This window comes from Novosphingobium malaysiense (assembly GCF_000802225.1).
Classification (GTDB): domain Bacteria; phylum Pseudomonadota; class Alphaproteobacteria; order Sphingomonadales; family Sphingomonadaceae; genus Novosphingobium; species Novosphingobium malaysiense.
This window is the reverse complement of the sequence record NZ_JTDI01000002.1, coordinates 363,655-386,373: the sequence shown is the minus strand read 5'-3', so window position 1 is coordinate 386,373 and position 22,719 is coordinate 363,655. Positions and strand designations below refer to the sequence as shown.

Sequence of the window (22,719 nt, the reverse complement as noted above, 5' to 3'; positions counted from 1 at the left end):
CGGCCTGAACGGCAGAGGACAGACATGGATTTCACCGGCGAACACGTTGTCATCACGGGAGCCTCCAGCGGGATCGGCCTTGCCGCCGCGCAAAGGATCGCGGCGCTCGGCGGCACGGTAACGATGATCGCCCGACGCGCGGAAGTCCTAGAGCGCGAGGCCGGGGAAATCGGCCCGACCGCCGAGTGGATCGCTGCCGATGTCGGCGATCAGGCCCAGATCACGGCAGCCATGGACGAGGCCATCCGCCGTTCGGGGCCCATCGACGGCCTGTTTCTCAACGCCGGCATCGAAGGCATGTTCGCCCCGACGCCGGATTACACGGACGACGCCTTCGAGGCAGTGATGCGGGTCAACGTGGTTTCGCTGTTCTGGACCCTGCGCCACGTCCTCCCGGCAATGATCGAGCGCGGCAAGGGCGCGATCGTCATCACCGGCAGCCTTGCCGCAGAAACGGGAATGGTCGGCAACATCGGTTATCTGGCAAGCAAGCACGCCGCGCTGGGCATTGCGCGGGCCGTCGCCATGGAAGCGGCACCGCACGGCATACGCTGCAACGTCATCAACCCCGGTTTTATCGACACGCCGATCCTCGCCGCCGTACCTGACAGCTTCAAGGCGCAGATGGCCCATCGAGTACCGCAGAAACGGATCGGCACGCCCGAAGAAGCCGCCAACGTGGCTGCCTTCCTTCTCTCCGGCAATGCCAGTCACGTCACTGCGCAGAGCCTCGCCGTCGACGGGGGCCTGCTGGGGACGCTGATGATAGAAAGCTAAGCCGCCACGATCCGGTTACGCCCCTGTTCCTTCGCAGCATAGAGCGCGATGTCCGCGGCCTTGAGCGCTTCGCCGGTAGAGGCATAAGCAAAAACATCGGCAACGCCGCCCGAAAAAGTGATCTGCCCGATCGGCTCGTCGGTACGGCGGTTGATGAAGTTGCGGCCGGCGAAGGCTTCGCGCACGGCATCGAGACGCTGCTTCGCCTCGTCCTTGCCGGTCCCGCGAAACAGCATGACGAATTCCTCGCCGCCGTGGCGGGCGACATGGCAGTTGTCGTCGCTGATCTGGGCGAGCGAAGACGCGATCGCCTGGATCACGCGGTCGCCGGTATCGTGGCCGTGGGTATCGTTGATATTCTTGAAATTGTCGATGTCACAGAAGGCGACGCTGAGAGCCTCGAGTTTCTGCTGCGCCTGGCGATAATGCTGCTCGATCAGCCCTTCGAAGGCACGGCGGTTGGGCAGGCCCGTCAGGTGGTCGTGATCGGCATCGCGCCGCGCCTTGGCCAGGTTGCTGCGCAGTTTGGCAGCTTCCCGTTCGCTGCGGTGCATTTCGTGTTCGAGGTGCTTGGTTCGATCCAGCATCGCCCGGGCCAGTTCGGCCAGGTTGCGGATCTCCTCGAATTCCTCCGCCTCGCTCACCTTGTCGACGTGGACCTGCATCTCGCTGTTGTATTGTGCCGCCGTGTCGCGCGCGTTGCGGCTGGTGGTGGCGAAGCTCTCGAGCGATCGTTCGAGCTTGTCGGCGATACGACTGACGGCGTCTTCGCCGTGGCGGCATTGTTCATCAAGCCAAGCCTGTGTGATGGGCAGACCCGACGAGCGCCGTTCGGTGACGCTTCTTGCAAGCACGACGTCGTCGCCGGAGCAAATGCCGAAAGCCGCCGACAGGTTCGGCTCGGAAATTTCCAGATCGTTTCCAAGCAGGAAATCGCTGATGTCGTCGATCAGTTGCCGTCGCGCAAGGTCGCGGGCACTCACGCCACGGGAACTGCCCTTGCCATCTTGATCCGTCTGCTCCGACTTGGCGCCGGAAAACAAGTTCTTGAAAACCAACTAATCGCCCCCGAAAATTGGCTAATTCGTATACTTCAATCGTTTGCGAACCCACTTAATACGAACAGCGGATAGTGCACAGATAAAATTCGTTGCAAATTTACTTCGCATAAAATCACCGGCTGCGGCCGTCCTGCCCTGCTCAGGCGAACTTCCGAAATACCCTTAGAAACGGTCAAACCTCGGAAAAGTTGAGTTCGAGATTCACGGCATTCGGATCCGCCACGAAAATCTGGCGCAGGCCCATGTGCTGCAGGTCGTTGACTCGATACTCCACACCCATGTCTTCGAGCCTGGCCACGGTTTCGTCGAAACCGGTACATCGGAATGCAACATGGTGAACGGCATTGGTGGATTCGCCTGGATCGTAGCCCTCATAGCGGTCCATCTGCGGGTCCTTCCAGACAAGATGGACAATGGCGTTGCCGTGGGAATCACGCATCCAGGCGCCCTTGAAGCCCGTGGTGATGGCCGGGTTCTCGGTCCGGGTAAGGCCCATGAGACGCTCGTAGAACTGGGCGGTCCTGTCGAGATTGTCGGTCAGGACGTTGATATGGTCTATTCCGCTGACGTGCATGCCATTCTCCCTGGTTCTGCAGTCCAGTTTCGCCCATTGCCCGGCCGCGCGCAACTATTCGGCCGCGATCCTCAGCTCTTGAACACCACCGTGCGGCTGCCGTTGATGAGGACGCGGTCCTCCAGATGCAGCCGCACTGCCTCGGCCAGAACCCGGCGCTCGATATCGCGCCCCTTGCGCACCATATCCTCGGGCGTGTCGGCATGGGTGACCGGCTCGACGTCCTGATGGATGATTGGCCCCTCGTCGAGATCGGCTGTCACGTAATGGGCTGTCGCACCGATCATCTTCACGCCGCGAGCGTGGGCCTGGTGATAGGGCTTGGCGCCCTTGAAGCCGGGCAGAAAGGAGTGGTGGATGTTGATGCACCGGCCTGACAGGAAGGCGGCCATCTCGTCCGACAGGATCTGCATGTAGCGGGCCAGCACCACCAGCTCGGCGCGCGTGTCCTCCACCAGCTTGCGCACTTGGGCTTCCTGGTCCGCCTTGGTCTCCTTCGTGACCGGCAGGTGATAGAACGGTGTATCGCCGATCATCGGCGTGCCGATGGCCTCGCGCGGGTGATTGCTGACAATACCCACGACATCCATGGCGACTTCGCCGATACGCTGACGGTAGAGCAGATCCGCCAGGCAATGATCGAACTTGCTGACCATGAGCAGGACGCGGCGCGGCCGGTCCCTGCGCAGCATCGACCAGGCCATGCCGCACTCGTGCGCGATGGGGCCGAAGCCTTCTCGGATTTCCTCGCGGTCCGTCGAGCCCGGATCGAACGCGACCCGCATGAAGAACTTGTCCTCGGCAAGGTCGTTGAATTGCTGCGCCTCGATGATGTTGCCGCCCATCTGGGCGAGGTAACCGGTAACGCGCGCGACGATGCCGGGGCGGTCGGCGCAGGACAGGGCGAGGATCAGCGGTTCCGACATTGCCTCTCCCCTCAGGCGCCGCCGCGGTTGGTGAGGGCCGCCTCGCTTTCGGCCATCAGCGATTCCATGATCTCGGAGACGGGCTCTTCCCTGGAAACCATGCCCACGGACTGGCCGGCCATGACCGAACCGTTCTCCACGTCGCCGTCAATCACGGCGCGGCGCAGGGCGCCGGCCCAGAAGTGTTCGATCTGCAGCTGCGCCTCGGCCATGTCGACTTCGCCCGCATCCAGCTTGCGTGCGACTTCGATCTGCTTGGCCGTAAACACTTCGGTGCCCTTGTTCTTGAGAGCGCGCACGGGAATGACCGGCAGACGCGGATCGACCTGCACGGACGTGATGGCCTCGCGCGCCGAGGCGCGGAAGAACATCTTCTTGAAGTCGGGATGGGCGATGGACTCGGTCGCGCAGGCAAATCGCGTCCCGAGCTGCACGCCCGCCGCACCCATCTCGAGGTAACCGGCGATCAGCTCGCCGCGGCCGATCCCGCCGGCCACGAAAACCAGATTGTCGGCCGCCAGGCTAGGCAAAATTTCCTGCGCAAGCACGGACGTCGAAACCGGACCGATGTGGCCGCCCGCTTCCATCCCCTCGATCACCAGGGCATCCGCGCCGGAGCGAAGCAGCTTCTTGCCCAGCGCGAGTGTCGGGGCGAAGCAGATGACCCTGGCACCGTGGGTCTTGATCGCTTCGACACTTCCCTTGGGCGGAATGCCGCCGGCCAGCACGACATGACCCACGCCGTGCCGGGCGCAGACGTCGATCAAATCGAAAAGCTGCGGGTGCATGGTGATCAGGTTCACGCCAAAGGGCTTGTCGGTGAGCGACTTCGTACCGGCGATTTCGGCGTCGAGCAGTTCGGGTGTCATCGCTCCGCAGGCAATCACGCCGAAGCCTCCGGCATTGCTGATGGCCGAGACCAGGTTGCGTTCCGACACCCAGGACATCGCGCCGCAAAGGATCGCGTATTCGCTGCCGAGAAACTCGCATCCCCGGGCCATCAGCGCCGAGGTCTTGGGATAGGCGGCCATCGATGCTCCCATAGCCGAATGGACGAAAGGCTGCGCCATAGGACGGCAGGCCGTGCCAGACAAGCGGCGAGCAAAGGAAAGCGGGAATGGCGGATGCTTGCAGGATTTTCACGTGCGATTAAAGCGCAGAGCAAGCAGATGCGCGTGTGCGAAAAACAATGAGGGTAATCGCCGAAATGTTCTCCAGGCTCCCGGGGCGCTTGCGCCAGCCTTCCAACCTGCTGTTGGTGTCCGGTGTCGCTATCGTTCTCGCGACGATCGGCGGGCTCGCCGTGAGCCGGTATTCGATTCCGAATGCCGGGGCCGCCGCCATTCCGGCGGAAACGAAGACGCTGGACAACGTCAGCGCTGCCGGCTTTTCACCGCAAACCCGCAAGACCCTGCTCAATATCGAGGTAAACGCCGGCATCCTTGCCGCGCGGCTTGACGACGGCGCGCCGAACAAGGCCGCAGCCTTCGACAAGGCGTCCCTGCTGATCGCCGAGACCTCAAGGTTGGGTGACGATGTCCCGGCTCCGCTGCGCGATGTCCTTGCCAGCACCGCCAAGTCCGCACTTTCGCAACTGCATGCCGGGGATACCGAACAGGCCGCCCGCCAGCTGCGTTCAATCCAGACCACCTTGCGCGGATTTCGCATGCAGTAAGGAGGCCACTGCCGGTCCTCCTTTCAGTCTCTCCGGATATTCAACTATTCGCGCGAGGCGGCAAGCATCCTTGAAGGATCGAGCCGCGCGCCTTCCTGTCTGCATTTGCTTGTAACGCCTGCGGTTGGCGACGGCGATGGCAGTACGTGGACGCAGTCGGCCGCCGGGTCGGATTTCCTCTTTCCGCACAAGCCGAACTCGTGCCGCTCGATGGGCTTCGGGCGACGCGGAGCCGCGCCCGATTGGCCGCAAAGAGCACCAAGCGCGGGCGCACGAAACTCCTGAAGCCGCCGGAACGACTAATCGGAATTTCCGTTATCACTGACAAGCTATCGCAGTTTTCGTCAATTAGTCGGCAAGCGTAAGGTCTCTGAACGCCCCACCCGAAGTACAGCGTGAGAGGAGAACAATCATGGATGCCAAGACAACCGGCGACCCCCTCGGATGCCCGATGAAACAGGCCGGGTCGCGTCGCTCGCTGCTGGGCCGCACCAACCGCGATTGGTGGCCCAACCAGCTTTCCATCGACATTCTGCACCAGCATGGCCTCAACGGCGACCCGATGGGCGACGACTTCGACTACGCGAAAGAATTCCAGTCGCTCGATCTCGACGCGGTCAAGAAGGACCTGCATGCGCTGATGACCGACAGCCAGCCCTGGTGGCCGGCGGACTACGGTCACTACGGTCCCTTCTTCATCCGCATGGCCTGGCACAGCGCCGGCACCTATCGCACCGCCGACGGACGCGGCGGAGGCAGTTCGGGCAACCAGCGCTTCGCTCCGCTCAACAGCTGGCCGGACAATGCCAATCTCGACAAGGCACGCCGCCTGCTCTGGCCGATCAAGCAGAAGTACGGCCGCAAGCTGAGCTGGGCCGACCTGATGATCCTGGCCGGCAACGTGGCCATCGAATCGATGGGCGGCCCGATCTTCGGCTTCGGTGGCGGCCGCGAGGACATCTTCGAGCCGGAAAAGGACGTCTACTGGGGCACCGAGGAACAATGGGTCGGCGACGGTGCGGAAACGCGCATCGACGATGAAGCCGGTCGCGCGCTGGAGAACCCGCTCGCTGCAATTCAGATGGGCCTCATCTACGTCAATCCGGAAGGCCCCGACGGCAACCCCGACCCGATGCTTTCCGCTCGTGACATCCGCGAGACCTTTGCCCGCATGGCCATGAACGACGAGGAAACCGTCGCGCTCACTGCCGGCGGCCACACCTTCGGCAAGTGCCACGGTGCAGGCGATGCCGCGAAGATCGGCGCGGAACCCGAAGGCGCGGACATCGCGATGCAGGGCCTCGGCTGGCAGAGCGGCCATGCCAGCGGCATGGGCGACGACACCATCACCAGCGGCCTTGAAGGCTCCTGGACGCCGACGCCGATCCAGTGGTCGATGAACTACTTCCGCATGCTGCTGGAGTACGAATACGAGCTGGTGAAGAGCCCGGCAGGCGCCCAGCAATGGCAGCCGGTCGACCAGAAGCCCGAGGACATGGCGCCCGGCGCGCACAGCGCGGACCGCAAGGTGCCGACGATGATGACCACCGCCGACATGGCGATGAAGGTCGATCCGAAGTACCGCGAGATCTCGGAGCGCTTCTACAAGAACCCTGACCAGTTCGCCGATGCCTTCGCCCGCGCGTGGTTCAAGCTGACCCACCGCGACATGGGCCCCAAGGCGCGGTATCTCGGCCCGGACGTGCCGGACGAGGACCTGATCTGGCAGGATCCGATCCCCGAAGCCGACTATGCGCCGATCGACGATGGCGATGTCGCGACGCTCAAGGGCAAGATCCTCGACTCCGGGCTCACCGTGTCGCAGATGGTGAAGACCGCATGGGCTTCCGCCTCGACCTTCCGCGGCTCGGACAAGCGCGGCGGCGCCAATGGCGCGCGCATCCGCCTTGCTCCGCAGAAGGACTGGGACGTCAACGAGCCCGACAAGCTGGCGAAGGTGCTGGAGGTCTATGAAGGCATCAAGGCCGACTTCGACGCTTCGGCCGGTGGCGGCAAAAAAGTCAGCATCGCCGATCTGATCGTGCTGGGCGGTACCGTCGGCATCGAAAAGGCGGTCAAGGATGCCGGGCAGGCCATCACCGTGCCCTTCACCCCGGGCCGTGTAGATACCACCGACGAGTTGACCGATGCCGAGAGCTTCGAACCGCTCGAGCCCAGGGCCGATGGTTTCCGCAACTACCTCCAGGTGCGCTTCAGCGTGCCGACGGAAGAGCTGCTGATCGACCGCGCGCAGTTGCTCGGCCTCTCGGCACCGGAAATGACCGTCCTGGTCGGCGGCCTGCGGGTACTAGGTGCCAACCACGGCGACCGCAAGGAAGGCGTGCTCACCGAACGTCCCGGCCAGCTCACCAACGACTTCTTCGTCAACCTGCTCGACATGGGCACGGCGTGGAAGGAAGTCGAGGACCGCGGAGACGAGGTCTTCGTCGGCACCTGTCGCAAGACCGATGAGGAAAAGTGGACGGCAACGCGCACCGACCTTGTCTTCGGCTCGAACTCGCAGTTGCGGGCGCTGTCCGAAACCTATGCCACGGCAGACGCAGGCGAAAAGTTCGTCGCCGACTTCGTGGCGGCCTGGACCAAGGTGATGAACGCGGACCGCTTCGACATCGCCTGACACGTTTGAACCCTGCCGATGGCTTTCCCTCGCATCGGCCAGGACATCCTGCCCCGCTTCCGCCTCCGACGCGGAAGCGGGGCCTGCTTTTTAGGCTCTTGGCCGCCGCTGCTCTCTTGATAATGCAACATTGCAGTGCGACCATCGGCGGCAATGGACGTGCAAGAGCTCTACGCAGCAAAGCTGATGTCCGCCGAAGCGGCGGCACAACTTGTTCCTTCCGACAGCCACGTGGCCATGGGCATGGCCGTGGCGGAGCCCCCGGCCCTGCTCGCCGCGCTGGCCAACCGGATCGAGACCGGAAGCCTCACGGGTATGCGGCTATGGTATTTCCACTCGATGGCCCACGCTGCGAAAACCGTGTTGAAGCGGGAGAACATCGGACGGGTACGGCCACACTGCATGTTCCTGAGCAGCGTGGAGCGTTCGCTGATCAAGGCGGACCCTTCGGTTTGCGAGGACCTGATCGACTTCGTCCCCACGGCCTTCAGCGCATCGCCGCAACTGCTGCGTGAAGAGGTTGCGCTGGATACCTGCGTGACGATGGTCTCGCCGATGGGCAAGCACGGCTATTTCACCTTCGGCACGGCAAACGACTATACCTCGGTCGCGGCGCGGGCCGCCAAGCGGCTGATCGTCGAGGTCAATCCGCTTATGCCGCGCGTGTTCGGCGAGTCGCCGCTGCACGTCTCCGAAGTGGACGGCATTGTCGAGAACCGCACCCCCTTGCTCGAAGTGGGCGAACACCCGCCGGCAGCGGAAGACGAGCTGATTGCCGACATCGTTGCCGGCATGATCGAGGACGGGGCCTGTTTGCAGATGGGCATCGGCAACCTGCCTGCCGAAGTGTGCAAGCGCCTCACCGGGCGCAAGGATCTCGGCATCCATACCGAACTGCTCACGCCCGCCTTCGCCAGTCTGATCCAGTGTGGCGCGGTCAACAACCGCCGCAAGGCGACCTTCCCGGGCCGCAGCGTCTTCACGTTCGCCATGGGGGACGAGCTGTTCTACCAGTGGCTGGACGACAACCAGGCGGTCTATTCGCTGCCTGTCGACGTCGTGAACGATCCGCGCCACATCGCCAAGAACGACAACGTCGTCTCGGTCAATGCGACCCTTCAGGTCGACCTGTCGGGCGCCTGCAATTCCGAACACATGATGGGCCACCAGTACTCCGGATCGGGGGGGCAGCTCGACTTCGTGCGCGGCGCCAATGCCTCGAAGGACGGCATTTCCATCATCGCCTGTCGTTCGACGGCCAAGGACGGTGCGGTGAGCCGCATCGTGCCCAAGCTGGAAGGGCCGGTAACGACGCCGCGCAACGACGTGCACTGGATCGTCACCGAACACGGCGCTGCCAACCTGCGCGGCAAGTCGCTGCGCGAGCGGGCCGATGCGATGATCGCGCTGGCCCACCCCAAGTTCCGCGACGAACTGGCCCGCTCCATCTAGATACAGGCCGAAAATCTCGGTCAGGAGCCGCTCACCCTGAGCCTGTCGAAGGGGGCCGATCGCAGCGCCGTGCCAGCGTCCTTCGACCGGCTCGGGAAGAGCGAGAGCAGGGCCCGTTTCCCGGGTGACTAGATCCGGATAGCGCCCAGCCGCTCCACCCAGTCGGCGTGGCGGCCCTTCATTTCGCGCTCCAGACCCAGCCCCAGCTCTTCCGGATCGAGCACTTCGAGCACCTCGAAGGTGATGCTGCCGGCTCCGTGGGTATTCCACGCCGCCTGCAGGCGCGGGTGCGGATGCGCGTCCTGCCGTAGGGTGAAGAACAGGCGGTTGCTGACCTTCGAAAGGTCCTGCGCGCGGCCCACCCACACGCCGTCATCCGTCCGGCAGCGCAGGGCGAAGATGCCCTGCTCCACCTTGCGTTCACGGTAATCGGCCAGCGCGGCCTTGCGTTTCTGCTTGTCTGTCATTGCTCGAATCCTTGTCGTTATTTTTACCCGGATAAATTGACTCGCACCGAAAATCAATTTACCCGGATGAAATTAATTGCAGGACAGGATTCATGACCGGCCATTGCACCGCCTTTCACGACAACACGCGCATTGCGCAGGGCACGCGCAGCGAACTCGTGGCCGCCCTGCGCGGACGCGAGGACGGCCTGTTGGTGTTCGAGGATGCGACCGGGAAGATCGTCGATCTGGACTGGCGCGGCGAACCTGAAGCGACCGCGCCCGCTCCTCCCCCGCGCAAGCGTGGCCGCCCCAAGCTCGGCGTCGTGCCGCGCGAGGTAACGCTTCTGCCGCGACACTGGGAATGGCTGAACAGGCAGCCGGGTGGCGCATCGCGCGCCCTACGCCGGCTCGTCGACGATGCGCGCAAGGCCGATGGCGGACGCAGTGCCCGCCGCGCGGCACAGGAACGCACCTATCGTTTCCTGTCTGCCATCGCCGGAGATTTCCCGCATTTCGAAGAGGCCACGCGGCGCCTCTTCGCCGACGATCCCGACGGCTTCGCCAGTACCATCGCCGGCTGGCCGGTCGACGTGCAGCAATACGCCAAGACACTTCTGCAGCCCCCCGAAGGAGACGAGCCATGACCCCTCGCCAGCGCCTGCTCGGCCAATTCATCGAACGCGTCTGGAACCGCGGCGAAAGCACCGCCGTGCCGGAATACCTCGCCGAGACCTATACGATCCGTCACGATCCAGGCGATCCCTGGCAGGGAAAGACCCTCGATCAGGCCGGTTTCGTCGAGCGCCTGGAAACCTCCCGCGCGCCCTTCCCCGACCAGCGCTTCACCATCGTCCACATCAGCGAGGACGATACCTCGGTGATCATCGCCTGGACCTGGGCGGCGACGCACCGCCTGCCGATTGCCGGTTTCGAGGCCAGCGACCGCCCGATCACGATGTCCGGCGCGAGCGTCTATTCGTTTGATGAAAGCGATCGTCTGACCGGGCACTGGCAGGTGTCCGACCGCCTGAGCGTGTTCCAGCAATTGCAGAAAAATGCCGCAATGCAGCAAGCATGATGCTGAGATCGCGGGTAAACGTCCCACGCATGAACACAAACGGAAGCCCCTCAGGCCGGTCTTCACCAGAAGCTAACCGGTAAGTGCGACAGGAACGCAACGGCGATGCCATCCGGCAGCCCTCGCAACCTGAAGGAGCACCGGTGACCCGCTTCCGCACGATCAGCCAGGCCAAATCCATCGATACCGCCGAGCAGCCGACCTGCTCGATCATGCTCGTGGAGGATTCCGCGGCCATGGCCCTGATGCTCAAGTCGCGCATCGAGGCCGAAACCACCGGCGAGGTGGAGTGGTACAAGACTTATGCGGAAGCCTCGCAGGCCTTGATGGACCATACGCCCAGCCTGGCGGTGACCGGCATGAACCTGCCCGATGCGCCGGACGGGGAAATCATCGACCTGCTCGAGGAAGAAGGCGTTCCCACCATCCTGTTCACCGCCACGCTCAACCGCAAGGTGCGTGAACGGGCCAGCGCGCCGCACATCGTCGACTATTTCATCAAGGATGCGCCCGACACGGTCGATCACATCGCCCGGACCATCCAGCGCGTCACCAATGCCGCCGTCGCCTCGATCCTGATCGTCGACGACAGCGAAAGCGCGCGCCTGACCCTGGCCGAGATCCTCAGCCTGCAGAACTACCGCATCCATCACGCGGCCTGCGGGTCCGAAGCACTGGCCGTGCTCGAACAGAACGACGACATCCAGCTCGTCATCACCGACTTCCACATGCCCGACATGGACGGACAGGAGCTCACCCGCCGCATCCGCACCGCCTATCCGCCCGAACGGATGCGCATCATCGGCGTTTCGGCAAGTTCGGACCCCTACCTGTCGGCCGCGCTGCTCAAGGCCGGGGCGTCGGACTTCGTGTACCGCCCCTACATCGCCGAAGAAGTGAAGTGCCGTATCGCCAGCAACATCGAGACGCTGAACCAGATGCGGCGCCTCCAATTCCTGGCAGAACGCGACTTCGTCAGCGGCATGTACAACCGCCGCGCCTTTTTCGAGCAGGCGGAGAGCCGCCTCGCCCGTGTCCGCAAGAAAGGCGGCGCCGCCTCGATCGCCATCCTCGACATCGACGATTTCAAGAAGGTCACCGACACCTACGGCCATGACGTGGGCGATCAGGTGATCCAGACCGTGGCCAAGGTCATTCACAATGTCCTGGCCCGGCGCAACTGTCTCTCGGCCCACTTCAGCGGCGAAGAATTCGTCGTCCTGCTCAGCGAGATGTCGAACGACGAAGCCGTGGCCGTCAGCGAGGACTTGTGCAAGGCGCTCGAACAGGCCGTGATCCTGCACGACCAGAACAAGCTGCACATCACCGCCTCGATCGGTGTGGCCGTGGTCCAGCCGGACGAGACGCTCAGCAACAATCTCAATGCAGCCGACCAGATGCTCTACATGGCCAAGGAAAAGGGCCATAACCGCGTCTGCGCCGACGCCGAGTTCTACCGCGCGGCCTGACAGGAAACCCTCCCGACCGGGAAGGCTCCTCGAAAATTACGCGGCGGCGTCGAGACCGTAGGCGGTGTGCAGCACGCGCACGGCCAGTTCGGTTTCGTCGGCATTGATCAGCACCGAGACCTTGATCTCGCTGGTGGAGATCGCCTGGATATTGATGCCGCGGTCGGCCAGCGTCTTGAACATGGTGCTGGCAACGCCTGCATGGCTGCGCATGCCGACGCCGACGACGCTGATCTTGGTGACGTGATCGTCGCTGATCAGGCGGAAGAAGCCGATCGCTTCCTTGCGCTCTTCCAGCATCGCCAGCGCACGGGCGAGGTCGGCCTGCGGGACCGTGAAGGTAACGTCGGTCTCGCCCTTGTCCTTGGCGACGTTCTGGATGATCATGTCGACGTTGATGTTCGCTTCGGCCAGCGGCGCGAAGATCGAGGCCACCGCGCCCGGACGGTCGGGCACGCGGGTAAGGGTAACCTTCGCCTCGTTCTTGTCGGCGGCGATACCGGTGATCAGCTGGCGTTCCATGTCGCTTCCTTCCAATTCCTCGTCGCTGACGATCATCGTCCCGGGCAGGTCGTCCGCCGGCGGCGCGCTCTCGTCGATGAACGAGGACAGCACCTGCACGCGCACGCCTTCCTTCATGGCGAGCGAGACCGAGCGGGTCTGCAGCACCTTGGAACCGACCGAGGCCAGTTCCAGCATTTCCTCATACGTGACGAGCGGCAGCTTGCGCGCCTTGGCGACGATGCGCGGGTCGGTGGTGTAGACGCCATCGACGTCGGTGTAGATGTCGCAGCGGTCGGCCTTCACGGCAGCGGCCACGGCCACCGCCGAGGTATCGGAACCACCGCGGCCAAGCGTCGTTACGCGGCCGTGCGGCGAAAGGCCCTGGAAGCCCGGGATAACCGCGATTTCCCCCGCGCCCATCGAGGCCAGAAGCCCATCGGAATCGATGTCCTCGATGCGTGCCTTGGCATGGGCGTCGTCGGTCTTGACTGGAAGCTGCCAGCCGAGCCAGGAGCGCGCCTTGCAGCCCATCGCCTGCAACGTGAGCGCGAGCAGCCCCGACGTCACCTGCTCGCCCGAGGCGACGACGACGTCGTATTCGGCCGGATCATAGAGCGCATTGGCTTCCCGGCAGAAGTTCACCAGTCGGTCGGTCTCGCCGGCCATGGCAGAAACAACGACGGCGACTTCGTGCCCGGCTTCCTGCTGGCGTTTGACGATCCCCGCCACGCGCCGGATGCGCTCGGTTCCGGCCATCGAAGTGCCGCCGAATTTCATCACGATACGTGCCAAGGTGCCGTTGCTCCCCTGTCGTCTGTCATGCGCCGACATCGCGCGTGTGGATAAGAGTCCGGCGCGCTGTTAGGGGGGGTTCATGGACAATGCAACTGGCAGGGCGACTGCGACGATCGATCCCCGGGAAGCCGCGCATTTCGGCGCTCTCGCAGCGGACTGGTGGGACCCGAAGGGATCCTCCGCGATGCTGCACAAGCTCAATCCGGTGCGTCTGGCCTTCATTCGGAACGCCATCGATTCGCATTTCGGCAAAGATTCGCGCAATATTCGACCGCTCTCGGGCAAGCGTGCGCTCGACGCGGGCTGCGGCGCGGGCCTGCTGTGCGAGCCACTCGCCCGCCTCGGCGCGGACGTGACCGGCGTCGATGCCGCGTCCGAGAACGTTGCTGCCGCACGTAACCATGCCGACGCCATGGGGCTCGCCATCGACTACCGGCAGGGCGAACTCGCCGCACTGGGGCTTTCCGGGTTCGATCTGGTCTGTTCGCTGGAAGTCATCGAGCACGTGACCGATAAGGCCGCGTTCCTCGCCAGCCTCGCCGATGCATTGGCGCCCGGCGGCCTGATGGTGCTTTCCTGCCCCAACCGCACACCGCAATCGCGGATGCTGCTGGTGGAAGCCGCCGAGCGGCTCGGCCAAGTGCCGCGCGGCACGCACGACTGGAAGCAGTTCGTCACGCCAGAGGAACTGCGCGCGCTTGCCGAAGACGCCGGGCTCATACTCGGGGACGTGAAGGGCATCGGCTGGTCGCCGGTGAACGGCCTGCATCTCTCCGGCGACACTTCGCTGAACTACATCGTGACCGCCACCGCCGCCTGAGCCGTCTCATGCCGACCGATCCCATGACGATGGCCATTGCCGTGGCCGGCCTTGGCATGGTGGGATTGCTGGTCTGGCCACGCCTGCGCCGCGCCCGCTTGTGGCATGCGACGATCACGCCGCTCGCCTCGATCATCGGCAGCGGCTTCCTGATCCTGGGCCCGATCCTGACCGACCGCTTCGGCAGCTACGGAATCGTGGCCATGGTGGTGCTCTGCGCGGTCGGCTACGCCTTCGGCTGGGCCATACGCTACAACATCGCCCGCATCGGCGACGATGACGGCACCAAGGCCGGCGAAGGCGCACCCGACGACACGGCCGCGCTCAGGCGGGTCGAACGCATATCGAGCTGGGCGCTCGCCTTCGCCTACGTGATCTCGGTCACCTACTACCTCAACCTGTTCGGCTCGTTCTTCGCACGGATATTCCCGCACCCATCGGACAGCCTCAGCCGGATCATCACCACGGTCATCTACGGCATCATTCTGGCAGCCGGCCTTACCCGCGGATTTTCGCTGCTCGAACGCGTGGAGCAGATCAGCGTCTCTCTCCAACTCGCCACGATCACCGCCCTGCTCGCCGCGCTGTGCGTTTACGGCGTGCAGGAATACAGCGATGGCACGCTGCATTACAGTTCGGCAGTCATCGGCGGTCTGCCTGCATTGCAGCTGATGTTCGGCTTCATCATCACCGTGCAGGGCTTCGAGACCTCGCGCTATCTGCGCCGCGAATATTCCGCGGCGGACCGGCAGCACTCGATGAAGATGGCGCAGTGGATCTCGACGGCGATCTACCTCGTCTATGCCGGGCTGCTGGCGATCAGTTTCGAGTCCGGCTCCTTCACGCTCAAGGAAACCGCGATCATCGACATGATGGCGAAGATCTCCGCTGTCCTCGGCCCGCTGCTGATCCTGGCGGCCCTCGCGGCGCAGTTCAGCGCTGCGGTGGCCGACACCGGCGGATCGGGCGGGCTTGTCGAGGAACTGACCGAGGGCCGTGTGAGCCCCAAGGGCGCCTATGTGGGTCTTGCCGTGATCGGGCTGGGGCTCACATGGTCGTCGAGCGTGTTCCAGATCGTTTCCTACGCCAGCCGTGCTTTCGCCCTCTACTACGCGCTGCAATCCGGCCTCGCTTTCCTGCGGGCGCGGCACACGCACGACGGGAGCGGGCAAAATACGCTGCGGCTCGCCGGATTTGCGGCGCTGGCCCTGCTGGGTCTGGCGGCAGCGGTATTCGGACGCTCGGTGGAAGGCGGCTGACCGCGCGCAATGTCCCCATCGTGGAACTTGCGCATCGACGGCGGGCACGGTGAACTCGCGCCGATTGAGCAAGTCGGCGCTGCAACAGCCGGCCCATCGGGAGAGCAATATGGAAAAGCTGCGCGTGATCCAGTGGACCACCGGCAAGGTCGGCAAGCATTCGTTGCGCGCCATTCTCGACGATCCGCGGCTGGAACTGGTTGGTTGCTATGCGTGGTCCGATGCCAAGAAGGGCGTCGATTCCGGCGAGCTTTGCGGACGGCCCGCCACCGGCATCACGGCCACCAACGACATCGACGAACTGATCGCGCTGGGCGCCGATACCGTGCTCTACACCCCGTTCGAAGCCGATCTCGACCAGGCGATCAAGCTGCTTGAAAGCGGGCTCGATCTGGTTTCCACCAACCTCTTCCTCAATGTCGGCGGCATTCGCGGCGAGGTGAAGGACCGGCTGGAAGCGGCCTGCGTCAAGGGCAATTCCTCGCTCTACATTACCGGCATCAATCCCGGCTGGATCAACTCGGTGATCGCCAGCATGACGGCGATCTGCCGCGATGTGGAAAGCGTGTCGATTACCGAATCGGCCGATTGCTCGGTCTACGAATCGGTCGAGACCTGGGGCTTTCTCGGCATGGGCGAGCCGGGCGGCGCGACCGACGAACTCATGGGCCGCGCGCAGGCCTGGCTGATCCTGTTCAAGGACGCCGTCGAGCGTATCGGCGACGCGCTTGGCCTCACCTTCGACGACATCGAGTTTTTCTGCGAATACGCCACCGCTGCGGAGAAGGTCGATCTCGGCTGGTTCTGCATGGAAAAGGGTACGAACGCGGCGCTACGCGGCGGCTGGAACGGCAAGGTGAACGGCAGGACCGCGGTGAACATCACCGTCGTCTGGTACCTCACCAAGAAGCTGGCCGAAGGCTGGGAAATCGACGACGATCAGTACCACCTTGTCGTTCAGGGCGAGCCGAGCATGGACATACGCATGCGCCTGATCCCGGCCGAGCACTGGAAGAACCACGACTGGGACATCATGACCGCCCTGCCCGCCGTCTCCGCCGTGCCGCAGATCAAGGCCGCGCGCGCCGGCGTGCTGGGTCTAGTCGATGTCGGTCTGCCAGTGGCGCCGATGGGGGAGTGGATGAAGGATCGCGGGTGACCGACGCCCCCAAGCGGATTATCGTCACGCCAGCAGGTCCGCGATAGCCTGCCTGGCGCGGGCTTCGCGCTGATCCCAGCTTCCCGCGATGTGCACGAAAGGCACGCCGGCCCGCACCAGCATGTCTTCCGCGATCCGGGCGAAACGGTCGCGCCCTTTCTCGTCGCCGAAGAAGCGGGTGCCGTCATCGTGCCATGGTACGTCCGGCGCGAACAGCAGATAGAGGTCTGCCTTGGGATAGGCCATGAGGATTTCCGGCACGTCGGAGAACAGCATCTGGGCCCATGCTGCCGTCATCAGTTGATCGGTATCGAGCAACAGGATTGGCGGCGCGAGGGCGCAGGCCTTGCGGTTGGCCTCCGCCTGGCCATCGGCGATGGCCAGCAGGTCGGCCATGGCGAGATCGGTGCCGTGTTCCTCGCAATAGGCACGGCCGTATTCGGGGACCCAGGGATATCCCAGCCTGCCGGCGAGCACAGTCTTGCCGGTACTTTCGGCGCCATGCAGGCAAACGGTCTTCATGCCGCCTGGAGCATACCTTTCGGCTGATCCTTGGCGGCCTGCATCCATTCCTTGAGACCGAGCAGCGACATGACCAGCATGCCGCCGTAGAGGCCCGCCGTCGGGTGGAGGCCGCGATTGATGTAAAGCATGATCGCGGCGATATCGATGAGGATCCACAGGATCCAGTTCTCGATTCGACGAAAGGCGAGCAGGATCTGGGCCGATACACTGGCCCCGGCAATCGCCGAATCGGCAAAGGGCATGGCCGCGTCGGTGAAGCGGTGCATGACCCAGCCCAGGTTCAGACTCACCGCCAGCGTGGCCAGCGTCCATACGGCCCGGCTCATGTTGTCGAGCCAGCGCACCGGCACCCGGCTATCGTCACCACCGACCTTGAGCCAAAGCCACCAGCCCCATCCCTGCGCCAGGAAGAAGAACACCTGCAGCCCGGCTTCGGCGTAAAGACGCTTTTCCCAGAACACGAAGATGTAGAGCGCGACCATGATCATCCCGAACGGATAGTTCCACACGGTGCGCCAGATCAGCAGCGCGATATTGACCACGCCGAATGCTGCCGCGGCCCATTCGACCGCCGCCAGGGTTTCCGGTGTCATGACAGAACGGCCTCCCACTCGGCCTGCTTGAAGCCTACCAGCAACCCACCGTCATATTCGACAACCGGACGCTTTATGGTGCTGGGATTGGCCTGCATGATCCGCACGGCCTTGTCGCCGTCGAGATCGGACTTCTCCTCGTCGGGAAGCTTGCGAAACGTGGTCCCGGCCCGGTTGAGAACCTTTTCCCACCCCGCCTGCGCGATCCAGCTCTGCAGCTTGGCCGGGTCCGCACCTTCCTTCTTGTAGTCGTGGAAGGTGTAATCGATGCCCTGCCCCTCAAGCCATTTTCTCGCTTTCTTCACGGTGTCGCAGTTGGGAATTCCGTAGAATGCGATTGTCACTCATGCCCCCTCGAAAATCGCCGAACATCGGGCTCATCGCACGAATAGACGGTATAACTCTCGTAATATTCGTTCTTACCACGCTTTTGAACTGTCACATGTGCAAAATTGCGGGCCCATTCATGGGCGCTTGCTTCCGTATCCCATTCCGAAATGCTGACCGTCTCGCCATCCTCCGCGACGAAGGTCTTGAACGACAGGAAGCCCGGCTGTTTGCGAGCAAGATCGGCCATGCGCACGGCATCCGCCTCGTAGGCGGCTCCATCGAGGTCTGCACGTTTGCGGTTTCGAAAGACGGTCAGGTACATCGCCGCGTCTTGCCGCGTGGCATTCAATTCGGCAAGCGCAGCCACGACAGGCATCGCTTTAGTTGCGGAACGGAACCTTCGAGCGCGCTCATTGTACCGCATTGCCCGCACGACGCTGGACAAACGGCGCGTCGCGCGACAAAGCGCGGTCCATGAGCGTCAACAGCTTCGGCCGCCTTTTCCGTTTCACCACCTGGGGCGAAAGCCACGGCCCGGCAATCGGTGCCGTGGTGGACGGGTGCCCGCCCGGCCTCGCCATCGACGAAAGCGCTATTCAGCCCTTTCTCGATGCTCGCCGTCCCGGTCAGTCCAAGTTCACGACCCAGCGGCAGGAGCCGGACCAGGTCCGTATCCTTTCCGGCGTATTCGACGGCAAGACCACCGGCACCCCGATCAGCCTGATGATCGAGAATGTCGACCAGCGCTCCAAGGACTATTCCGACGTCGCGCGCGCCTATCGCCCCGGCCATGCCGACTATGCCTACGACGCGAAGTACGGTTTTCGCGACTATCGCGGCGGCGGGCGTTCGTCCGCGCGCGAAACGGCGAGCCGCGTGGCGGCGGGCGCTGTGGCCCGGCTCGTGATCCCCGAAGTGAAGATCTGCGCCTACGTTTCCGAAATCGGCGGCGACATGATCGATCCCGGCAACTTCGATGAAGCGGAAATCGCCAACAATCCGTTCTTCTGTCCGGATGTGGCCGCCGTCGCCCGTTGGGAGAAGATCATCGACGATGCGCGCAAGGCCGGCTCCTCGGTCGGTGCGGTGGTGGAATGCTCCGCCAGCGGCGTGCCCGCCGGCTGGGGCGCCCCGCTATACGGCAAGCTCGATGCCGACCTGGCCGCCGCGATGATGGGTATCAATGCGGTAAAGGGCGTGGAGATCGGCGACGGCTTCGCCGCCGCACGCCTGACCGGCGAGACCAATGCCGACCCGATGCGGCCGGCAAAGGAAACCGGGCCGGACGGCGCGCCGGAATTCACGGCCAACCATGCTGGCGGCATTGCCGGCGGCATCTCGACCGGACAGCCGGTCACCTGCCGCGTGGCCTTCAAGCCGACCAGCTCGATCCTGACCCCGCAACCGACGGTGACGCGCGAAGGCCAGGCCACCGAGCTGTTCACCAAGGGCCGCCACGACCCCTGCGTCGGCATCCGCGGCGTGCCGGTGGTCGAAGCGATGATGGCGCTGGTGCTGGCCGATCACAAGCTGCTGCACCGGGGGCAGTGCGGGTAAGAGGCCAAGCCGCCCTACCTCTCCCGTCATCCCAGCGCAGGCTGGGATCGCTGGCAGCCAAGCGCAACATCGAAACCGATCCCAGCCTGCGCTGGGATGACGACGTGTCATTGGCGTGACGTCCCGATCCTACAAATCCATCACGCTCGGCTTGCTCGACCGTTCGATCATGCCTGTCGTGCGCACGCCATCCCACGTGTAGAACGCATGGCTTTGCTGCACGATCGGCCAGTCCTTGGGCCAATCCGGAGGTAGCACGTGACCGCCGCGCGAGCGGGTGTTGGTGAAGGTCACGCCGTCGATTGCGATGCGTTTGCCATCGAGCGTTTCGAGCACCAGAGGCACCGCCTCACCGCCGGTGACCAGCGTGCGCAGCCACGGCAGTTCGACCGGCCGCGCGCCGACGCGGCGGCCGTCGCTGTCGATCACCCAGGCTTCCTCGTAGGTCGGTTCGCCATCGTCGCGCGGCGGATAGGCGTTGACCCCGAAGCCGCGCCCGTCGGGGAAGATCGCCGACATCCAGCAGTGACCGGTAAAACCCGCGAATGCCCGAAAGCCGGTGCGACGAATGCGCAGACCGTTGGCCTTGAACGCGTGCGTCTTGCCGTCGACGGTCAGCTTGCCGGTGCAATGGAACAGCTGTTCGTAGCGCGGGCTCATGAAGTCGCCCTGCTTGCCGCCCATCGCTTCCGCCGCTTCCGGCGTCATCGTGCCGGGCTGCCAGGGTACGGCGGCCATCTGCATGTCGATGTCGAAGGCCACGTCGACCCACTTCTTCTCTTCGAAGTCGGGGTCCTCGAGGATTTCCTGCGCGCTGGTTTCGGCAACCGGACCTTCGAACCGCACGGTCCAGCGCTGGAACGGCTCCACGCATTCGAAGCGCATCGGGCCGGTGGCGCGGATGGTCGGCTTGCCGCCCGGACCGATGGCACTCTGCGTTTCGCCATCGCCTCGGCGCGAGTAGAGACGCCCGTCGGCAAAGGCGATGTCGAGCCACATCTCGTGCCGGTCCCACTGCTCGGCCACGGCTTCGACGCCCACGCGCATGGCGAACAGGCCGTTCTCTTCCTCGATCCAGACGTTCACGGCATCGCGCACGCCGTCTTCGGGCCGCGCATCGAGCACGTATTCGCGGTCTACCGGGATGCCGCCGGACAGGTCTGCCACTGTATCCGCAACCATCGCTCTCCCTTCCCTTTGTTGTCCGGGAAGCAAGCTGTCATGGCTGGCCCACGAGGTCACCCCCCGGCGCAAGCGCAGAGGCGATATCGGGTTTGTCTTGGGAAGCAGGCGCTCAGGCGTAAGGCGGCTTGTGCAGGCCCTTGGGGCTGAGCGTGAAGATCTCGCAGCCGTCCTCGGTAATGCCGATGGAGTGCTCGAACTGCGCGGACAGCGACTTGTCGCGCGTTACCGCCGTCCAGCCGTCGTTGAGCAGCTTCACTGCCGGCTTGCCGAGGTTGATCATCGGCTCGATGGTGAAGAACATGCCCGGCTTGAGCAGTGGACCGGTTCCCGGGCGGCCGGCGTGGACCACTTCGGGTGCATCGTGGAACAGGCGGCCGAGGCCATGGCCGCAGAATTCGCGCACCACGCCGAAGCGGTTCGATTCGGCATAGCGCTGGATGGCCGCGCCGATGTCGCCCACGCGGTTGCCGGGCTTGGCCTGCTCGATGCCGATCATCAGGCATTCGTAAGTAACGTCGACGAGGCGGCGCGCCTTCAGCGAAGGTTCGCCGGCGAAATACATACGGCTGGAATCACCATGCCAGCCTTCGAGCAGCGGGGTCACGTCGATATTGAGGATGTCCCCTTCCTTCAGCGTCTTGTCCGAAGGGATGCCATGGCACACGACGTGGTTGATCGAGATGCAGCACGAATGCGCATAGCCGCGATAGCCCAGCGTTGCGGGCACCGCGCCGGCATCGAGCGTCAGTTCGCGCACCTTGTCGTCGATCTCGCCGGTGGTGACGCCCGGTTGCACCATCGGCACGACCTCGTCGAGGATCTCCGCGGCCAGCCGTCCCGCCTTGCGCATGCCTTCGAAGGCTTCGGGGCCATGCAGCTTGATCGTGCCGTCGCGCAGGACGGTTTCGTCGCCGGGTTCGATAATCTGGTATTCGCTCATCCCGGCGATATAGCGATGCTGCAAGTGAATTGCGAGATCATTGACCCACGGAAAAGCCGGTGCGGTATTGCGGCTTGAGCACGGCCATCACCTTCCCCGTCACCGGCAGCGTGATGTCGTAGGTGCCTTCGGCATAGGGACCAGCCTCGTAGGGCCCGACGAGGATGCCGAGACGGTCGAACGTCTCGCCGTTGGACGATCCCAGGATCAGGGTCTGTGCGATCGGATCGATGCACTCGGTAAAGGTCTGCCCGCTGCCGCGCATCACTGGCTCGCCGCGCCGCTTTTCGCGCTCCTTGTCGAGGGCATCGCAGAACGGCTCGCGGATCGCCTGGCGCAGGGCATCGGTGCTGGCGAACAGGTCCCGCGGTTTGCGGGCGGTTTCCGCCCGGCGATCCCATAACAGCGAGTCGAACGCGCTCATCCCGTGCGCGCCGCCGGTATAGGTGTAGATCTCGGCCGAGAGCGAAAGCCAATTGGGCAGATTGGTGACCTCGGCCCATTTCGCGACGTAACTGTGCGGGTTGTAGGGAAACCCTTCCTGCCGCGCCGCCTTGCGCTCGTCGCGCGCGGAAGATGCGAGTTGGTCGCGCGCCGCGTACAGACGCGAGTCGAGCAGGTCCTTGAGTTGCGGAATGGCACCTGCCGCATCGGGATAACTGAAAGTGAATTCATACAAGTCGTTCGAAACCTCGACCGAGCGACCGGATGGCAACGCGGCCCCGGAGACCGACTCGCTCGGCAATGCGGCGGCGTCCGTCCCGGTTGCCTCGGGCAAGGTGATGGCGGCCTCGGGCATCGTAGTGGCCTGTTCGGCGCCGGCTCTCGGATCGGACGCATCGCCGCCGCCCTGACAAGCGCTTGTGACCAGCACCAGTGCCGCCGCCCATCTGCCGATTCGCATCATTTTTTCTCTCGCGCTTGAAGCCGCGAGAAGGCTAGAGAACCTGACC

Annotated in this window: 24 protein-coding genes; 11 read left to right on the top strand and 13 right to left on the bottom strand. The window is 64.0% G+C overall.

Annotated features, from left to right (window positions below; genetic code table 11):
- Positions 1-24 precede the first annotated feature (24 nt).
- Positions 25-777, top strand: coding sequence for an SDR family NAD(P)-dependent oxidoreductase (locus LK12_RS06770; RefSeq protein ID WP_039280945.1), 753 nt, complete (start codon positions 25-27; stop codon positions 775-777).
- On the opposite strand, the gene LK12_RS06765 is transcribed toward LK12_RS06770, so the two are convergent.
- From LK12_RS06765 to LK12_RS06750, 4 genes are all read right to left on the bottom strand, one after another.
- On the bottom strand, positions 774-1,835 hold the full coding sequence (locus LK12_RS06765; RefSeq protein WP_197063483.1) for a GGDEF domain-containing protein: 1,062 nt from the start codon (positions 1,833-1,835) through the stop codon (positions 774-776). The two genes, LK12_RS06770 and LK12_RS06765, sit on opposite strands and share 4 nt — an antisense overlap.
- Before the next feature lie 175 nt (positions 1,836-2,010).
- Positions 2,011-2,412 carry a VOC family protein gene (locus tag LK12_RS06760; RefSeq protein ID WP_039280944.1) on the bottom strand — a complete coding sequence of 134 codons (402 nt, stop codon included), beginning with the start codon at positions 2,410-2,412 and terminating at the stop codon, positions 2,011-2,013.
- Between the two features lie 71 nt (positions 2,413-2,483).
- A complete protein-coding gene (gene purU, locus LK12_RS06755; RefSeq protein ID WP_039280943.1) occupies positions 2,484-3,338 on the bottom strand; it encodes a formyltetrahydrofolate deformylase in 855 nt (284 codons plus the stop codon).
- A gap of 11 nt (positions 3,339-3,349) precedes the next feature.
- On the bottom strand, positions 3,350-4,369 hold the full coding sequence (locus tag LK12_RS06750; protein ID WP_039281648.1) for an NAD(P)H-dependent flavin oxidoreductase: 1,020 nt from the start codon (positions 4,367-4,369) through the stop codon (positions 3,350-3,352).
- Positions 4,370-4,545: 176 nt separating this feature from the next.
- Between LK12_RS06750 and LK12_RS06745 the strand changes: the two genes are divergently transcribed.
- The 3 genes from LK12_RS06745 to LK12_RS06735 all read left to right on the top strand — a co-directional run bounded on the left by LK12_RS06745 (position 4,546) and on the right by LK12_RS06735 (position 9,103).
- Positions 4,546-5,013 (top strand): hypothetical protein, encoded by a 468-nt coding sequence (locus LK12_RS06745; protein ID WP_156135420.1) that lies wholly within the window; start codon positions 4,546-4,548, stop codon positions 5,011-5,013.
- Between the two features lie 412 nt (positions 5,014-5,425).
- Entirely contained in the window at positions 5,426-7,651 is a 2,226-nt protein-coding gene (katG, locus tag LK12_RS06740; protein ID WP_039280940.1) for a catalase/peroxidase HPI, read from the top strand.
- A gap of 153 nt (positions 7,652-7,804) precedes the next feature.
- Positions 7,805-9,103, top strand: a complete 1,299-nt coding sequence (locus LK12_RS06735) for an acetyl-CoA hydrolase/transferase family protein (protein WP_039280938.1) — start codon at positions 7,805-7,807, stop codon at positions 9,101-9,103.
- Positions 9,104-9,231: 128 nt separating this feature from the next.
- Here the strand turns inward: LK12_RS06735 and LK12_RS06730 are convergent, their stop codons facing one another.
- On the bottom strand, positions 9,232-9,570 hold the full coding sequence (locus tag LK12_RS06730) for a GIY-YIG nuclease family protein (RefSeq protein WP_039280936.1): 339 nt from the start codon (positions 9,568-9,570) through the stop codon (positions 9,232-9,234).
- A 92-nt stretch (positions 9,571-9,662) separates the two neighbouring features.
- On the opposite strand from LK12_RS06730, the gene LK12_RS06725 reads away from it, so the two are divergent.
- The 3 genes from LK12_RS06725 (at position 9,663) to LK12_RS06715 (ending at position 12,099) form a co-directional block, all read left to right on the top strand.
- Entirely contained in the window at positions 9,663-10,196 is a 534-nt protein-coding gene (locus LK12_RS06725; RefSeq protein WP_039280934.1) for a DUF2239 family protein, read from the top strand.
- Entirely contained in the window at positions 10,193-10,630 is a 438-nt protein-coding gene (locus LK12_RS06720) for an ester cyclase (protein ID WP_039280932.1), read from the top strand. Before LK12_RS06725 ends, LK12_RS06720 begins: the two co-directional genes overlap by 4 nt.
- Positions 10,631-10,773: 143 nt before the next feature.
- A complete protein-coding gene (locus LK12_RS06715) occupies positions 10,774-12,099 on the top strand; it encodes a GGDEF domain-containing response regulator (protein ID WP_039280929.1) in 1,326 nt (441 codons plus the stop codon).
- Between the two features lie 36 nt (positions 12,100-12,135).
- On the opposite strand, the gene LK12_RS06710 is transcribed toward LK12_RS06715, so the two are convergent.
- Positions 12,136-13,395 (bottom strand): aspartate kinase, encoded by a 1,260-nt coding sequence (locus LK12_RS06710; protein ID WP_039280927.1) that lies wholly within the window; start codon positions 13,393-13,395, stop codon positions 12,136-12,138.
- A gap of 82 nt (positions 13,396-13,477) precedes the next feature.
- On the opposite strand from LK12_RS06710, the gene ubiG reads away from it, so the two are divergent.
- From ubiG to LK12_RS06695, 3 genes are all read left to right on the top strand, one after another.
- Positions 13,478-14,218, top strand: coding sequence for a bifunctional 2-polyprenyl-6-hydroxyphenol methylase/3-demethylubiquinol 3-O-methyltransferase UbiG (ubiG, locus tag LK12_RS06705; protein WP_039280924.1), 741 nt, complete (start codon positions 13,478-13,480; stop codon positions 14,216-14,218).
- An 8-nt stretch (positions 14,219-14,226) separates the two neighbouring features.
- A complete protein-coding gene (locus LK12_RS06700; protein ID WP_082010393.1) occupies positions 14,227-15,477 on the top strand; it encodes an APC family permease in 1,251 nt (416 codons plus the stop codon).
- A 109-nt stretch (positions 15,478-15,586) separates the two neighbouring features.
- Positions 15,587-16,636 (top strand): NAD(P)H-dependent amine dehydrogenase family protein, encoded by a 1,050-nt coding sequence (locus LK12_RS06695; protein WP_039280922.1) that lies wholly within the window; start codon positions 15,587-15,589, stop codon positions 16,634-16,636.
- A gap of 24 nt (positions 16,637-16,660) precedes the next feature.
- Here the strand turns inward: LK12_RS06695 and LK12_RS06690 are convergent, their stop codons facing one another.
- From LK12_RS06690 to LK12_RS06675, 4 genes are read right to left on the bottom strand one after another with little or no spacing between them, the layout of a single operon-like run.
- Positions 16,661-17,158: an AAA family ATPase gene (locus tag LK12_RS06690; protein ID WP_039280919.1), complete on the bottom strand. Its 498-nt coding sequence runs from the start codon at positions 17,156-17,158 to the stop codon at positions 16,661-16,663.
- Positions 17,155-17,754, bottom strand: coding sequence for a nicotinamide riboside transporter PnuC (gene pnuC, locus LK12_RS06685; RefSeq protein ID WP_039280917.1), 600 nt, complete (start codon positions 17,752-17,754; stop codon positions 17,155-17,157). Before pnuC ends, LK12_RS06690 begins: the two co-directional genes overlap by 4 nt.
- Positions 17,751-18,098, bottom strand: coding sequence for an ArsC family reductase (locus LK12_RS06680; protein WP_039280915.1), 348 nt, complete (start codon positions 18,096-18,098; stop codon positions 17,751-17,753). The genes pnuC and LK12_RS06680 overlap by 4 nt, the downstream gene beginning before the upstream one ends.
- Entirely contained in the window at positions 18,095-18,529 is a 435-nt protein-coding gene (locus tag LK12_RS06675; RefSeq protein WP_331454130.1) for an antibiotic biosynthesis monooxygenase family protein, read from the bottom strand. The genes LK12_RS06680 and LK12_RS06675 overlap by 4 nt, the downstream gene beginning before the upstream one ends.
- A gap of 29 nt (positions 18,530-18,558) precedes the next feature.
- Between LK12_RS06675 and aroC the strand changes: the two genes are divergently transcribed.
- Positions 18,559-19,641 (top strand): chorismate synthase, encoded by a 1,083-nt coding sequence (gene aroC, locus LK12_RS06670; protein ID WP_039280913.1) that lies wholly within the window; start codon positions 18,559-18,561, stop codon positions 19,639-19,641.
- Between the two features lie 129 nt (positions 19,642-19,770).
- Here aroC and LK12_RS06665 read toward each other — a convergent pair whose 3' ends face one another.
- The 3 genes from LK12_RS06665 to LK12_RS06655 all read right to left on the bottom strand — a co-directional run bounded on the left by LK12_RS06665 (position 19,771) and on the right by LK12_RS06655 (position 22,670).
- Entirely contained in the window at positions 19,771-20,823 is a 1,053-nt protein-coding gene (locus tag LK12_RS06665) for a hypothetical protein (protein WP_039280911.1), read from the bottom strand.
- 112 nt (positions 20,824-20,935) lie between these two features.
- Positions 20,936-21,766 (bottom strand): type I methionyl aminopeptidase, encoded by an 831-nt coding sequence (map, locus tag LK12_RS06660; protein ID WP_039281637.1) that lies wholly within the window; start codon positions 21,764-21,766, stop codon positions 20,936-20,938.
- Positions 21,767-21,803: 37 nt separating this feature from the next.
- Positions 21,804-22,670 carry a DUF4163 domain-containing protein gene (locus tag LK12_RS06655; protein ID WP_039281634.1) on the bottom strand — a complete coding sequence of 289 codons (867 nt, stop codon included), beginning with the start codon at positions 22,668-22,670 and terminating at the stop codon, positions 21,804-21,806.
- Positions 22,671-22,719: the final 49 nt, after the last annotated feature.

Coding starts and splice junctions, on each gene's coding strand:
- map (WP_039281637.1), bottom strand. CDS start 21,766: ATGAGCGAATACCAGATTATCGAACCCGGCGACGAAACCGTCCTGCGC.
- purU (WP_039280943.1), bottom strand. CDS start 3,338: ATGTCGGAACCGCTGATCCTCGCCCTGTCCTGCGCCGACCGCCCCGGC.
- LK12_RS06690 (WP_039280919.1), bottom strand. CDS start 17,158: ATGAAGACCGTTTGCCTGCATGGCGCCGAAAGTACCGGCAAGACTGTG.
- LK12_RS06700 (WP_082010393.1), top strand. CDS start 14,227: ATGCCGACCGATCCCATGACGATGGCCATTGCCGTGGCCGGCCTTGGC.
- LK12_RS06760 (WP_039280944.1), bottom strand. CDS start 2,412: ATGCACGTCAGCGGAATAGACCATATCAACGTCCTGACCGACAATCTC.
- LK12_RS06695 (WP_039280922.1), top strand. CDS start 15,587: ATGGAAAAGCTGCGCGTGATCCAGTGGACCACCGGCAAGGTCGGCAAG.
- LK12_RS06720 (WP_039280932.1), top strand. CDS start 10,193: ATGACCCCTCGCCAGCGCCTGCTCGGCCAATTCATCGAACGCGTCTGG.
- LK12_RS06745 (WP_156135420.1), top strand. CDS start 4,546: ATGTTCTCCAGGCTCCCGGGGCGCTTGCGCCAGCCTTCCAACCTGCTG.
- LK12_RS06665 (WP_039280911.1), bottom strand. CDS start 20,823: ATGGTTGCGGATACAGTGGCAGACCTGTCCGGCGGCATCCCGGTAGAC.
- LK12_RS06655 (WP_039281634.1), bottom strand. CDS start 22,670: ATGCGAATCGGCAGATGGGCGGCGGCACTGGTGCTGGTCACAAGCGCT.
- LK12_RS06750 (WP_039281648.1), bottom strand. CDS start 4,369: ATGGCCGCCTATCCCAAGACCTCGGCGCTGATGGCCCGGGGATGCGAG.
- LK12_RS06735 (WP_039280938.1), top strand. CDS start 7,805: ATGGACGTGCAAGAGCTCTACGCAGCAAAGCTGATGTCCGCCGAAGCG.
- LK12_RS06730 (WP_039280936.1), bottom strand. CDS start 9,570: ATGACAGACAAGCAGAAACGCAAGGCCGCGCTGGCCGATTACCGTGAA.
- pnuC (WP_039280917.1), bottom strand. CDS start 17,754: ATGACACCGGAAACCCTGGCGGCGGTCGAATGGGCCGCGGCAGCATTC.
- aroC (WP_039280913.1), top strand. CDS start 18,559: ATGAGCGTCAACAGCTTCGGCCGCCTTTTCCGTTTCACCACCTGGGGC.
- LK12_RS06725 (WP_039280934.1), top strand. CDS start 9,663: ATGACCGGCCATTGCACCGCCTTTCACGACAACACGCGCATTGCGCAG.
- katG (WP_039280940.1), top strand. CDS start 5,426: ATGGATGCCAAGACAACCGGCGACCCCCTCGGATGCCCGATGAAACAG.
- LK12_RS06770 (WP_039280945.1), top strand. CDS start 25: ATGGATTTCACCGGCGAACACGTTGTCATCACGGGAGCCTCCAGCGGG.
- ubiG (WP_039280924.1), top strand. CDS start 13,478: ATGGACAATGCAACTGGCAGGGCGACTGCGACGATCGATCCCCGGGAA.